The following is a 13,254-nucleotide window of genomic DNA, read 5'->3' on the forward strand; positions in this document are numbered from 1 at the left end:
GCTTGCCCGCGAAGAAGTTGACGCGGACTTTCTGAAAGACCGCATTATCGTTCTTCGCGGGCAAGCCTCGCTCCTACAGGGGGCGGTGTTTGGTGTCAGATATTGGCGCGCAACACGCTGGCCGGCAACGGCTCGCCACGCTCGACACTCGCCGCCACGGCATCCATCAAACCACTCAGCTCATACCCCTGGGCCTTGAGCCAGGCCTGATCGTAATAGGTGGTGGCATAGCGCTCGCCGCCATCGCACAGAATCGCCACGATCGATCCCGACTCCCCCGCCGCTTTCATCTGTTGCGCCGCCATCAGCGCGCCGATCAGGTTGGTCCCGCTTGATCCGCCCACATGCCGACCCAAACGCTGCGCCAGATAATGCATGGCCGCCAGCGACAAGGCGTCCGGCACCTTGACCATCGCATCGATCACCTTGGGCAGGAATGACGCTTCCACTCGCGGCCGACCAATGCCTTCAATCCGTGACCCGCAATCCAGGCGCAAGCTGGCATCGCCAGTCTGGTAGTAATCGAAGAACACCGAACGCTCGGCATCGGCGCACAGCACACGGGTGGAGTGCTGGCGATAGCGCACGTAACGGCCGAGCGTCGCGGTAGTGCCTCCGGTGCCGGGGCTGGAAATCAGCCAGCTCGGTTCCGGATGTTGCTCGAAGCGCATCTGCTGGAAGATCGATTCGGCGATGTTGTTGTTCGCCCGCCAGTCGGTGGCGCGTTCGGCGTAGGTGAACTGGTCGATGAAGTGCCCGTCATGTTCGCGAGCCAGGCGTTCGGACTCGGCGTAGATCTGCGTCGGATCGTCCACCAGATGGCTCTTGCCACCGTAGAAAGCGATCTGCGCGATCTTTTCCTTGGACGTGCTTGCGGGCATTACGGCAATGAACGGCAAACCCAGTAACCGGGCAAAATACGCCTCGGAAATCGCCGTCGAACCGCTGGAGGCTTCGATCACCGGCGCACCCGGTTTGAGCCAGCCGTTACACAAAGCGTAAAGAAATAACGAGCGCGCCAGCCGATGTTTCAGGCTGCCGGTGGGATGGCTCGACTCATCCTTGAAATACAACTCGATGCCCGGCAACCCCGGTAGCGGCAAGGGAATCAGGTGGGTATCGGCGCTACGCTGGAAGTCGGCTTCGATGATCCGGATGGCTTCGCGGGCCCACTGTCGGTTGTCGCTCATGATGGTTTTCTCGTTGAATCAGGCAAAGAGTCGGCCTTGTCGCAAGGCTCAGCCCACAAGCTTAGGAAAGAACCTACATCATGCACAGATACAGCTGAGGTCCAATACGTCCGGCAACTGCTAGGCTCGCCTTTGCTGACCGTCCGCGTTGTAACGGCATATAACAAAAAAGAATATAACTTTTGTTTTAACAACTAACGGTACGGGTTAGGGTGTGCCACCTTTTGAATTCATCGATGGAGAGCGACCTTGCCTCTGCGTAGCACGTTCACGCGTTTCTTTCAGTTGGAAGCTGCCAGCGGTCTGTTATTGATCGCCGCGGCCGCTCTCGCCCTGATCATCAACAATTCATCACTGTCGTGGCTCTATAGCGGGCTGCTGGACACCCCCGTGGTGGCTCAGATCGGCGCGTTGAAAATCGCCAAGCCACTGCTGCTGTGGATCAACGATGGCCTGATGGCCCTGTTCTTCCTGCTGATTGGCCTGGAAGTAAAACGCGAGGTCCTCGACGGCCAACTGTCGAAACCGTCGCAAATCGTCCTGCCCGGCGCGGCGGCGATTGGCGGCATGGTGGTGCCGGCGCTGATCTACTGGTTCCTCAACCGCGACAACCCGTCCGCCCTGAGTGGCTGGGCCATTCCGACCGCCACCGACATCGCCTTCGCCCTCGGCGTACTGGCCCTGTTGGGCAAACGCGTGCCGGTGTCGCTGAAACTGTTCCTCATGACCCTGGCGATCATCGACGACCTGGGCGCGATCATCATCATTGCGATCTTCTATTCCGGCGCACTGTCGACCTTGTCCCTGGCATTGGCCGCAGCCTGTATCGCGGCGTTGATCGGGATGAACCGACTCGGCGTGGTCAAGCTCGGGCCGTACATGATCATCGGGCTGATCCTCTGGGTCTGCGTGCTCAAGAGCGGCGTGCATGCCACGCTGGCCGGTGTGACCCTGGCCTTCTGCATTCCACTGCGCACGAAAAACGCCGAGCCTTCGCCGCTGCTGACCCTGGAACATGCCCTGCATCCGTGGGTGGCCTACGGCATCCTGCCGCTGTTCGCCTTCGCCAACGCCGGCCTGTCCCTGAGCGGCGTGACGGTCGAAAGCTTCACCCACGACGTGCCAATGGGCATCGCCATCGGCCTGCTGCTGGGCAAGACCATCGGTGTCTACGGCCTGACCTGGCTGGCGGTAAAAATCGGCATTGCCACCCTGCCCCAGGGCGCCAACTGGGGTCAGGTGTTGGGCGTGGCGATCCTCTGCGGCATCGGTTTCACCATGAGCCTGTTCGTCGGCTCCCTGGCCTTCGTGCCCGGCACCAGTGAATACGCCGGGATGGATCGAATGGGGATTCTGACCGGCTCGATACTGGCGGCATTGATCGGTTATGCGGTGACGGCGGCAGCGAGTCGCAAGAACCCCGCACTACCTTCCTGAGCGATAGAGAACACTCTTAGCGATATTCAGGATTCGTCCTACAGCCACGATTAGCCACGTTCGTTAACGTCGCGCAGCCCCTCTTTCAGGGGTTGCCGATGGACGAGCGAAAGGACAATCAGTGGCTGGCAACAAGGACATCCCCCGGGTTAAAAACCCACCGTCAGGCGATGGGCATCACGTCACCCACCGCTATATGACGGCCACCGAACTGGCCGAGCGCGATGCCAGGCAAAATGCCTACGACGCCATGCTCGCCCGGCAGCAGGCCTTCGAAGACAGCCTTCAAGTCGCAGCGAAAAAGGACAACGTTGTCCGCGCGGGCTGCGTATTCGCCAAGTCCTGCAAACTGCCCGACGCAATCATCGACTACACGAATCCCACTGGCGTTGTTCCGACTGACAGTCTGAAAGACTACGGCGAACTGGTTCTGCTCGGCGCTCGCGAGGCCGATGAAAGCGGTGTTGTACCGCTCAAGAAAATCAGTGGCACTGCGGTTCCGGCGGGTTTCGGCAGCTTTGCGCTAGCCGGCTCAGCGTTCACCGCACTGCCCGCCGTCGCCGCCAGCACCGCCGCGGCTACCTTGGCAGGCCTGGTGGCTCTGGTCATACCGTCGAGCCTAGGCGACAGCTCGCTCTACACCGAAGATCAACTGCGATCCCTTAAGCAGGCCCGCATCCGCGTACGCCTCAGAGTCGAACAACAGGCTGACGGCAGTCTCAAGGGATACGGTTTCTACACCGGCAAGAATCGCGATTGGGAAATGGTCGATGTCGTGCAAGTCACCTTGCGCGGCAGTCAGCAGGTGGCTGATCTTGGGGATGGTATAGAGCTGATCTGGACACCGGCCGAGGACGGTTCAAACATCCTCGGCATCCCCGCCCTGGAAGCCGCCCCGCAAGCACCGCACATCTGGGTTTACCCGCCGACGAAGGCGGCTGACAGCATCATCGTGAATCCGGTGTATCCGCCTGAGTACAAGGATTTCATTCTGGTGTTTCCGGCGGATTCGGGGGTGTTGCCGGTTTATATTGTGGTGAGTGTTTCAGGAAGACGGGTTCCTAACCCCGATCACGACTATCACTCTGCACCTGAAACAGAGGAAATCACTGGTTTCTTGGGCTTGAAAGAAGCAAAAAAGAAAACCCCACGACAAGGGGGCGGTGGACTTCGAGAGCGTTGGATTGATGCCAAAGGTCGAACAATTTATGAATGGGACTCTTTGCATGGGGAGCTGGAAGCTTATCGGGCAAGTGATGGAAGCCATCTAGGCTCGTTCGACCACCTGACAGGCAAGCAAATAGACCCGCCTAAAAAAAACCGCAGCATTAAAAAGTATTTGTGAGGCCAAGATGGGACTGAAGATCAGATTGGACTGGTATGACAAAGAAACGGAAATAGCAGCCGGAAAAGAATACTCCGCTGATCTTGGTGATGACGGTTCAGTAATCGATGCATTAGGCCTGATGGCGGAAAGCGAGATCTACGACGGTGGATTTGACGTTTTATCGGCGTGGGTGCCAGAGCTTCAGCCTCTGTTCAAGCATAAGATCAATATTGCCGCTTTTGATTACCAAGTTGCATTTCGATATCGGAAAGTATGGTAATTCCCCCAAAAAACACAAAACCCCGACCAGTCACCTGATCGGGGTTTTCTTTTACCCGTATTCCCGCTTAGTGCGCAACGCGGCTCGTACCATCAACAGTAGCAATCCGCACCCGCTCACCCACGCGGAACACTTCGTTTGGCTGAACTTCCTGCACGTAGGCGCGCATGCTGCCATCGTCTTCGCGCACGGTGATTTCAACACCTTGCGTACGGGTCAGGCCTTCTTCGGCAGCCGAGCCTATCAGGCCGCCGGCGACAGCGCCGATGACCGCTGCGACGATGCTGCCGCGACCGCCGCCAATGGCGCTACCGCCGACACCACCCACTGCTGCGCCCGCGACGCTGCCGATCGGGGTTTTGGTGCCTTCGATTTTCACCGGACGCAGCGCTTCGATAGTGCCCATGCGAATCGTCTGCACACGACGCGCTTCGTCACGGGAGTAGGAGTCACCGGTCAGGCTCGATTGGCAACCGGAGAGCAACATCGCCATCGTGGAAAAGGAAGCAACCAGCAGAACAGACTTACGCATAGCATCAAACTCCATAGGACAGGTATCCATTAAACTCCGCAGCTTGACGCCTGTCACGGCATTGCCCGGATAAAATTGGTTTCATTCAGGCCCGATACAGGCGCTTTTTCGAACTCACATACAGTAGCGGCAAATTACAAAATCTGCGCCGCAGACCCAAGGACTTTCATGGATTACTTCATCATTGTCGTCACGACCGTCGCCGGCTTGTACTTCCATTGGTGGCTGTACGTGCGGATCAAACGCTGGATGGACCGCGATCTGGCGTTGTCACTGGCGGGTAAAGACGAACAGAAAAGAGCCTTCATGCTCCAGCAGCTGGCGAACGCTCAAGCGCAGAAGATCAAGCGGCGGGACCTGCCTCAGTGGCTGGCGGCCGCTGCGGCAGGGTATCCCGATCGGTAGGCTATTTACGGCGCCAGGCGTTCACGAACCCAGTCGGTGCCTTGCAAGCGGTAGTTGAGGCGATCGTGCAGACGGCTCGGACGACCCTGCCAGAATTCGATGCGCTCGGGTAGCAAACGATAACCGCCCCAGTGTTCGGGGCAGTGAGGCTGAGTATCGCTGAAACGTTGCTCGGTATTCTTGAGCAGCGCTTCCAGTTCGCCGCGATCGGCGATCACCCGGCTCTGGGGCGAGGCCCAGGCACCGAGACGGCTGCCCAGAGGACGAACCTGATAATAAGCGTCGGACTCTTCAGGCGTGACCTTCACCACCCGCCCTTCGATGCGCACCTGGCGCTCCAGGGCCGGCCAGAAGAACGTCATGGCCGCAAATGGATTGGCTGCCAGTTGCTGCCCCTTGTCGCTATCGTAGTTGGTGAAAAAGGTGAAGCCCTGCTCGTCCAACCCCTTGAGCAGCAGGATGCGGCAATGCGGCCGCCCCTGCTGATCGACGGTGGCCAGCGTCATGGCATTCGCCTCCACCGGCACTTGCTCGGTTTTCACCGCGTCGGCAAACCACTGATGAAACAGCGCGAACGGCTCGGCCGGGGCTTGCGCCTCGGTCAGGCCATCTCGGGTGTAATCGCGACGCATATCTGCCAAGGGCCGGGTCATGGCGCATTCCTTTTGGTTAACGAATCACTTCTTTGTGTCATCGGCGACAGCGACTTTCTTGGTGTCGACAGCGGCTTTGGCCGGCGCGGTCTTCTTAACCACGGCTTTTTTGGCTGGCGCCTTGGCAGCCGCTTTCTTGGCCGGTGCCTTTTTCGTCGCCGGCACAGCCGCTTTCTTCGCAGCAGGCGCCGGGGTCACAGGCTTGGCCACTGGCTTGATGTCTTGCGCAGCAACCATGGTTTTCACCGGTGCAGGAGCCGGCATGTTGTACTTGCTCAGCAGCGCGACCATGGTGTTTGCCGGGGTCACCAACAACTCGACGCGACGGTTCAGGGCACGACCTTCAGAACTGTCATTGGCGGCGCGCGGAGCCTCACCACCCATGCCGCGCAGCATCAAACGATCACGCTGCAGACCGCTGAGACGGAAGATCGCCGCCACCGCTTGGGCGCGCTCCTGGCTCAGCTTCACGTTGGCCGGTGCGGCGCCCGACGTATCACTGTGACCGAGTACCAGCACGGCAGTCTTTGGATCGACTTCGAGGATTTTCGCGACACGGGTGAACGGGCCGAGGGTCACCGGCAACAGCATGGACGGACGGTCAGGGTTAAACGAGCCTTCTACCGGTGCCGTGACAACCAGCACGTTTTCGCGGCGCTCGAGTTTCAGGTTGCTGTCCTTGATCGCCTCGCGCAGGCGCGGTTCGTAGTCGTCGAGCCAGGCCTGGGTGACTTTCGGGTCGGGCATCGGCACGACCTTGGCGGTGCTCTGCTCCTTACCGCCGAACGGCCACCACCAGTTGCCACCGGCATCGGCTTCAGCCTTGGCTGCAACGACCGGCTTGGCTTCAGGTTTAACTTCCGGCTTCACGTCCGGTTTGGCCACTTTGTCGGCAGCGTCATCGGAACCGAACGGCCAGTACCAAGGGGATGCACTGTCAGCCTTGGCGACGGGGGCTGTTGCAGCAGGTTTCAACGGAGCGGGGGCCGGTTCTTTGGTCGCAACCTTGTCGGAAGAGCCGAACGGCCACCAGCTGCCGCCGTCTGCGTCATTTTGTGGGGTTTGTGCGCAACCGGTGATAGCGAAGCACAGGGCCAGGGCGAGAGTTTTATTGGATGACATTGGATATCCACAAAATGAAGTAATGAAGAATCAGACCGGGTTGGCCCGGATAAACAGCGCTTTGAAACCACAAAGGCTTTCGGGTTCCGGCCCTGGCCCCCTTAAGCGTGATTTACAGACAAGTGGCCAGTACTCGCACAAGCTTTTGGGCTCGTGGATCCATCAAGACGTACGGCCCCAGGGTATTTGTCACAAAGCCGAAGGCCACATCGTATTCCGGATCAGCAAAACCGATGGAACCGCCGGCGCCCGGGTGACCGAACGCCCGTGGGCCGAGGCCATAGGTGGCGTTGGGTACGTCCGGTTGATCGAGCATGCAACCCAGGCCGAAGCGGGTCCGGGTCAATAAAGTCTTGTCTTCGCCGACGCTGTGTTCGCGGGTCAGCTCCTCGAGCATGTCGCTTTCCAGCAGGCTGCCGTCGAGCAAACCTGAGTAGAACCCGGCCAGGCTGCGGGCATTGCCGTGGCCATTGGCGGCCGGCTGCTGCATGCGCCGCCATTCCGGTTTGTTGGTGCTAGTCATTATAGACGGCGGGTTGGTGAAGGCCCGCGTGCTCATGGCCGTCGGCTCGCGCATGGTCACTTGCAGCAAGCGCTGGGCCGCGGCGTCGCCGAGGTTGCCCTTGCTACGGGCAATGTGCGCGACGCGATGAAACTCTTTGTCGGCGAGGCCAACGTGGAAGTCCAGCCCCAAAGGCTTCGCGACCCGTGCCACGATGGACTCGCCCGGCCCACGACCGTCGGCGCGACGCAGCAATTCACCGACCAGCCAACCATAGGTGATCGCCGCATAACCGTGACCTTGACCCGGCGTCCACCATGGCGCTTCGGCAGCCAGGGCATCGACCATGGTCTGCCAGTCGTAAAGTGTTTCTGGCGCCAGCAATTCGCGCAACGCAGGCAGGCCGGCCTGATGGCTGAGCAAGTGGCGCAGGGTCACGGATTCTTTGCCGGCGGCAGCGAACTCGGGCCAGTAGCGAGCGACCGGGACATCCAGTTGCAGCTTGCCTTCGGCCACCAGCTGCAGCGCGGTCACGGCGGTGAAGGTCTTGGTGCAGGAAAACAGGTTGGCAATGGTGTCGCTGTGCCAGGCTTCGGTGCCGTCCTTGTCAGCGGTGCCGCCCCAGAGGTCGAGGACAGTTTCACCGCCAATCCGGATGCACAACGCCGCACCACGCTCCTGAGGATCGTCGAACAACGCCGCAAAAGCTTCGCGCACCGCTTCGAACTTAAGCTCGTAATGACCCTGAATCTGCACCCACAACTCTCCCGGATAAACGCTCTATAAAGTGGCCCGCATTGTTCCAGCCCTTGAGGGTTTTGGGAACAGGGTCGGGCCGGGCGGTCGCCCGGCCATGGAAATGATTGGAAATTTATAGTGCCTGTACCGACGCCTTCGCGGGCAAGCCTCGCTCCTACAGATTTTGAGTTGGTTTGCGAACGACATAAATCCTGTAGGAGCGAGGCTTGCCCGCGAAGAACGACAACGCGGTCTCAGCTATTAATGACCATTGCCCGAATGCCCACCCGCATGACCGGCGCCCTGCTCCGCTCCTTTGCCGGCAGCGCCTTGCTTGCCGCCCTCGCCTTCATGGTTCCCGGCGGCTTTTTCCGCCTCAGCCCTGGCCTTCTCGGCCTCTTTGCCGAGTTGATCGACAGTCTGCACATTGCTTTTGCGCACACTGTCGACAAAGCCCTGGAACGGCAGATCAGTAATACCCACCAGCCCGAAGTGACCGTTCTCGCCATCCAGCAGGCGACCGGTCACCGGTTGATCGAGGTACTGGAACCAATGCACCCCGACAATCGACGGTTCGCTCATCGCCTGCTTGAGGAAATTGGCGTAGGCCGGGCCGCGGTCTTCTTCTTTCGCCAGTTGCGTCACGCCTCCCCAGAACGGGCCGCGATCCGTCGAACCGAAATTGAATTCAGTGATCAGCACCGGCTTGTCCAGGCTGCGCAGTCTGCCGAAGTCGTAACCGTCCTGGGGTTGCAGGGTGTACATATTGAAGCTCAGCACGTCGCAGTATTGCGCGCAGGACTCGACGGCTTCCGGGGTGCTGACGGCAAAACGCCCACCCAGCAACAACTGGTTCGGCGCATGCCACTTGAGCGAGTCGGAGACGGTTTTGAAGTACGTGTCGGCAAACACTTTCTGGAAGTATTTGAAGTCGGCTTCGATTTCCGGGTACTCGGCGCTCGGCTGCGGTGGCACGAAGCCCGGGTCTTCCATCAATTCCCAGGCCGGCAGATCAATGCCCCATGCCTTGGAAAGGCCCGCCTGGTTGCGGTACTTGTCACGCAGTTGTTTGAGGAAGGCACGTTTGGCCGGCACATCGGTGGTCATTTTCAAGGTCCCGTAGGCCAGCGCGTAACGGGCCTTCGGGTCATCGCCGGGACCGGCCCAGGCCAGTTCGTTATCGGCGAAGTAACCGATCAGCCAAGGATCGTCGCGATGGTCGCGGGCGGCGATGGCTACGGCGCGCTCGGTGGCCATGGCGAAACGCGGATCGAACGGATCGGGCATGCCGCCCCACCAATCGGTACCGGTGCTGATGCTGGCGTAATCGCCGACGATCGACAGCGGCAGGGTGTATGGCACTCGGTCAGCGTTGCCAAACACCGGTGCGCTCCAGTTGCCGAGGGTGTTGAAACCCCAGGCTTGCAGGCGATCGAGGGTGTGACTGGCCCAACGCTTTTCGTCGAAAACCACTTTGCAAGGTTCGGCGGCCGTTTGCTCGGCCGCTTTTTCGACTGACGCTTCAACAGCGCCGGTCTTGGCCGCTTCAGCGACGCCGGCCGCGGATTCGGTCGCCGCAGGATCGGCTGATGGTGCGGCGGCCTTATCGGCCGTCGCCTCGACCGCATCGGCCTTGGCCGCTTCGGCGACACCGGCCTTGGTGTCGCTGCCCGGTGTGCAAGGCTCGCCATACAGACGCTGCAGGTTGGCGCCATAGAAATCGTACCAGCGCCCGGCGTTGTAGGCTCGGCCCTGATCGGCGCCATTGCCGCCACGGTTGTCGCCTTCGCCATAGTAGCTGGCAAGGGGCTCGTCGGGTTTGGGCAGGGACTCGAACATCCACTCGCGACCGGCGACGTAGGTCTGGTTTGCGCTCGGGGTCACGCTGTTGACGCCGAGGGAATAGAACGGATGCCCTTCCGGGGTTACCAGGTACCAGCGGCCGTCACGTTTTTCTGTGCGGAAAAAGCCGCTGGCCTTGAACGCAGGGCCTTTGGTCCAGCCGCCGAACTTGTCCAGGGACTGCTTCTCTCGCTCGGCCAGCCAGCTTTTCAGTTGTTGCTGTTCTTTGGCCGCGGCGGATTTCAGTTGCTCGTCGCTGCTGACCTTCTCCGGCCATTTGGCCCGGGTCGATTGGCCGTAGGCGTCCACCAGACCGCCATAAGCGGCCTTGGTGACAGCCTCGCCATCCTGCACGCCGAAGCGCTCGAGCAGGATGCTTTGGGCGACTTTGGGCTGATCCATCGACAAGGTCACCGACACCACTTGGCTGCGGTCCAGCTCACCGGCGCTGCTCGCCAGCAATACACGCTGGCCTTCGAAGTTGATCGGCATCGGCGGGCCGGCTTTCATACCCTGGCTCAAAGGTGTACTCGGTTGCAGTGGCACCAGCAGGGTTTGCGCCGGGCCGGCCGGCAGATCGACGCGGCTGACCAGGGTCTTGCCGTCGTTGCTCTGGATTTTCACGTACAGAGTCACGGCCCAGTTCATCGCGCTCTGGATCCGCAGGCTCATGACGCCCGACTGCGACCAGTCCCAGGCACCGGTCTGCGGCGTCAGGCGCAAGGTCGGCTGGGCGACCGGGTTGAAGGTCACGCGGCGCAGCACTTCGCCTTCAGCCGTTTGCTCCGCGTTGGACTGCGGCAGGCTGGCGTCCTGGGTCGCCACCTGAACCACATCGGCGGGACGCACAAAGTTGAACAGCGTCTGCTGGCCGGCAGGGGCCGCCAGCAAAGGGGCTGCGAACATCAAGGCAAAAACAGCAGGCAACGAACGGCGAATCATAGGAACGTGGATCTCCCAAGCGACCATCAATGGGCCAGTGGAAAAGCGGTGGCAGTGAGGTAGACAACGCGGTGGGCTTATTTGCCCACCGGTGCATCAGGAAATTTCACGACGAAATGGCGGCAATGCATTGAGAATAGCTTTGCCGTAGCGCTGCGTGACCAGACGACGGTCGAGCAAGGTGATGGTGCCCCGGTCTTCTTCGGTCCGCAGCAAGCGACCGCAGGCCTGGACCAGTTTCAGCGAGGCGTCCGGCACGGAGATTTCCATGAACGGATTGCCGCCACGGGCCTCGATCCATTCCGCCAGCGCCGCTTCGACCGGATCGTCGGGCACCGAGAACGGAATCTTGGCGATCACCACGTGCTCGCAGTACGCACCGGGCAAATCCACGCCTTCGGCGAAACTCGCCAGGCCGAACAGCACGCTGGAATCCCCGCCATCGACCCGCGCCTTGTGCTTGTTCAGGGTTTCCTGCTTCGACAGATTGCCTTGAATGAACACTTGCTTACGCCAGTCGCGGTCCAGGCCGTCGAACACGTCCTGCATCTGTTTACGCGATGAGAACAGCACCAGGGTGCCACGGGAACCTTCTACCAGTTGCGGCAGGTCGCGAATGATCGCCGCGGTGTGAGCCGGCGCGTCACGCGGGTCGGCTTTCAGGTCCGGCACCCGCAACACACCGGCGTCGGCGTGATGAAACGGGCTCGGGACCACGGCGGTCACGGCTGTTTTAGGCAGGCCGGCACGCATGCGGAAGCGGTCGAAGGTGCCCAGAGCGGTCAGGGTCGCCGATGTCACCAGCGCCCCGTAAGCCACGTTCCACAGATTGCGCCGGAGCATATCCGCCGCGAGGATCGGGCTGGCATTGACCTCGATGTCGAACAGCGAACCGCTTTCGGCCAGGGTCAGCCAACGGGCCATGGGCGGGTTGTCTTCCGGGTCTTCGACGGTGAAAGCGGTCCACAGCTCCCAGTTGCCCGAAGAGCGCGACAACAGGCTGCCGAACAGCGGATACCACTCTTCGGCCTGATTGCTGGCGATGCCGATGTTGACCTCGCCGTCCATACCTTCCTTGAGCAGTTCGGTGAGGCGGGTAAACAAATCGGTCAGGCGGGCAAAGCCCTTCTTCAACTCAATGCCCATTTCGCGCATGTGCTCGGGAATCACCCCGCCGACGAAACGGTGACGTGGCCGCTCGCGGCCTTCGACGTCTTCGCCGGGTTTGAAGTCGGCGGCTTGCTCGCAGGCGCTGAACATGAACTGCTGCTGGGTCTTGATCTCCCGGGCCAGCTCCGGCACCTGCTCGATCAACTTGCCCAGATCGCCCGGCAGCGGGTGCTGGGCGAGTAATTTGGTGAGGTTCTTGGCGGTGGTTTCCAGCCAGTCGGCGGTGGAACGCAAACGGGTGTAATGCGCGAAGTGGCCGATGGCCTTGTCCGGCAGGTGGTGGCCTTCGTCGAACACGTAGATGGTGTCACGCGGGTCCGGCAAAACCGCACCGCCGCCCAGGGCCAGGTCGGCCAGGACCATGTCGTGGTTGGTTACAATCACGTCAACTTTGCCCATGCCTTCGCGGGCCTTGTAGAAGGCGCACTGACCGAAGTTCGGGCAATGACGGTTGGTGCACTGGCTGTGATCGGTGGTCAGGCGTGCCCAATCGGCGTCTTCCAGTGCGGTGGACCAACTGTCGCGGTCGCCGTCCCACTTATTGCCGGCGAGCTTCTCGATCATGCTGGTGAACAGCTTCTGGCTGGCCTCATCGACCTCGATCTTGAAGCCTTCTTCTTCGAACAGCTGCGCGGTGGCAGTCTGCGCATGACCTTCCTGGAGCAACATATCCAGCTTGGACAGGCACATGTAGCGCCCCCGGCCCTTGGCCAGGGCGAAGCTGAAATTCAGCCCGCTGTTGCGCATCAGGTCGGGCAAATCCTTGTAGACGATCTGCTCTTGCAGGGCCACGGTGGCCGTGGCGATCACCAGACGCTTGCCGGCGGCCTTCGCGGCAGGGATGGCCGCCAGGCTGTAGGCCACGGTTTTGCCGGTACCGGTGCCGGCTTCCACCGCGACAATCGCGGGGTCGCCACTGCGCCGGCCTTCGTCGTCGGTGTCGATGTCACCGAGGACTTTGGCAATTTCAGCGATCATCAGGCGTTGGCCGTAGCGCGGCTTGAGGCTCTTGGCTTCGAGAAAACGCGAATAGGCGCCCTGGATCGTGGTTTTGAGTTCAGTGCTGATCATGGATTGTCGGGCGCAAAAAGGCTGGATAAATTTTCAGTACTTC

Annotated in this window: 11 protein-coding genes; 4 read left to right on the plus strand and 7 right to left on the minus strand. The window is 60.7% G+C overall.

From position 1 onward, the window contains the following. Positions 1-95: 95 nt before the first annotated feature. Positions 96-1,193, minus strand: a complete 1,098-nt coding sequence (locus tag KW837_RS20765; protein WP_185022204.1) for a PLP-dependent cysteine synthase family protein — start codon at positions 1,191-1,193, stop codon at positions 96-98. A 246-nt stretch (positions 1,194-1,439) separates the two neighbouring features. Here KW837_RS20765 and nhaA point away from each other — a divergent pair, with 246 nt between their 5' ends. From nhaA to KW837_RS20780, 3 genes are all read left to right on the plus strand, one after another. After that, the gene (gene nhaA / locus KW837_RS20770) at positions 1,440-2,627 is read left to right on the plus strand and encodes a Na+/H+ antiporter NhaA (RefSeq protein ID WP_218398326.1); all 1,188 of its coding nucleotides are present in this window, start codon (positions 1,440-1,442) and stop codon (positions 2,625-2,627) included. A gap of 121 nt (positions 2,628-2,748) precedes the next feature. After that, positions 2,749-3,972: a colicin E3/pyocin S6 family cytotoxin gene (locus tag KW837_RS20775; RefSeq protein ID WP_218398328.1), complete on the plus strand. Its 1,224-nt coding sequence runs from the start codon at positions 2,749-2,751 to the stop codon at positions 3,970-3,972. A 7-nt stretch (positions 3,973-3,979) separates the two neighbouring features. Further along, positions 3,980-4,234, plus strand: coding sequence for a colicin E3-like toxin immunity protein (locus KW837_RS20780; protein ID WP_123360561.1), 255 nt, complete (start codon positions 3,980-3,982; stop codon positions 4,232-4,234). A gap of 67 nt (positions 4,235-4,301) precedes the next feature. Here KW837_RS20780 and KW837_RS20785 read toward each other — a convergent pair whose 3' ends face one another. After that, entirely contained in the window at positions 4,302-4,766 is a 465-nt protein-coding gene (locus KW837_RS20785) for a glycine zipper 2TM domain-containing protein (RefSeq protein WP_218398330.1), read from the minus strand. A 168-nt stretch (positions 4,767-4,934) separates the two neighbouring features. On the opposite strand from KW837_RS20785, the gene KW837_RS20790 reads away from it, so the two are divergent. Next, on the plus strand, positions 4,935-5,171 hold the full coding sequence (locus tag KW837_RS20790; protein WP_063342689.1) for a hypothetical protein: 237 nt from the start codon (positions 4,935-4,937) through the stop codon (positions 5,169-5,171). A gap of 5 nt (positions 5,172-5,176) precedes the next feature. Here KW837_RS20790 and pdxH read toward each other — a convergent pair whose 3' ends face one another. The 5 genes from pdxH to dinG form a co-directional block, all read right to left on the minus strand. Then, a complete protein-coding gene (pdxH, locus tag KW837_RS20795; RefSeq protein ID WP_218398332.1) occupies positions 5,177-5,824 on the minus strand; it encodes a pyridoxamine 5'-phosphate oxidase in 648 nt (215 codons plus the stop codon). 24 nt (positions 5,825-5,848) lie between these two features. Then, a complete protein-coding gene (locus KW837_RS20800; protein ID WP_218398334.1) occupies positions 5,849-6,946 on the minus strand; it encodes an OmpA family protein in 1,098 nt (365 codons plus the stop codon). Between the two features lie 112 nt (positions 6,947-7,058). Beyond that, on the minus strand, positions 7,059-8,204 hold the full coding sequence (locus KW837_RS20805; RefSeq protein ID WP_218398336.1) for a serine hydrolase domain-containing protein: 1,146 nt from the start codon (positions 8,202-8,204) through the stop codon (positions 7,059-7,061). Positions 8,205-8,447: 243 nt separating this feature from the next. Beyond that, positions 8,448-10,970 (minus strand): beta-galactosidase, encoded by a 2,523-nt coding sequence (locus KW837_RS20810; RefSeq protein WP_218398338.1) that lies wholly within the window; start codon positions 10,968-10,970, stop codon positions 8,448-8,450. Between the two features lie 96 nt (positions 10,971-11,066). Further along, positions 11,067-13,211: an ATP-dependent DNA helicase DinG gene (gene dinG, locus KW837_RS20815; RefSeq protein ID WP_218398340.1), complete on the minus strand. Its 2,145-nt coding sequence runs from the start codon at positions 13,209-13,211 to the stop codon at positions 11,067-11,069. Positions 13,212-13,254 lie beyond the last annotated feature (43 nt).

Origin of the sequence: Pseudomonas sp. PDM24 (genome assembly GCF_019218905.1) — a bacterium.
Lineage (GTDB): Bacteria > Pseudomonadota > Gammaproteobacteria > Pseudomonadales > Pseudomonadaceae > Aquipseudomonas.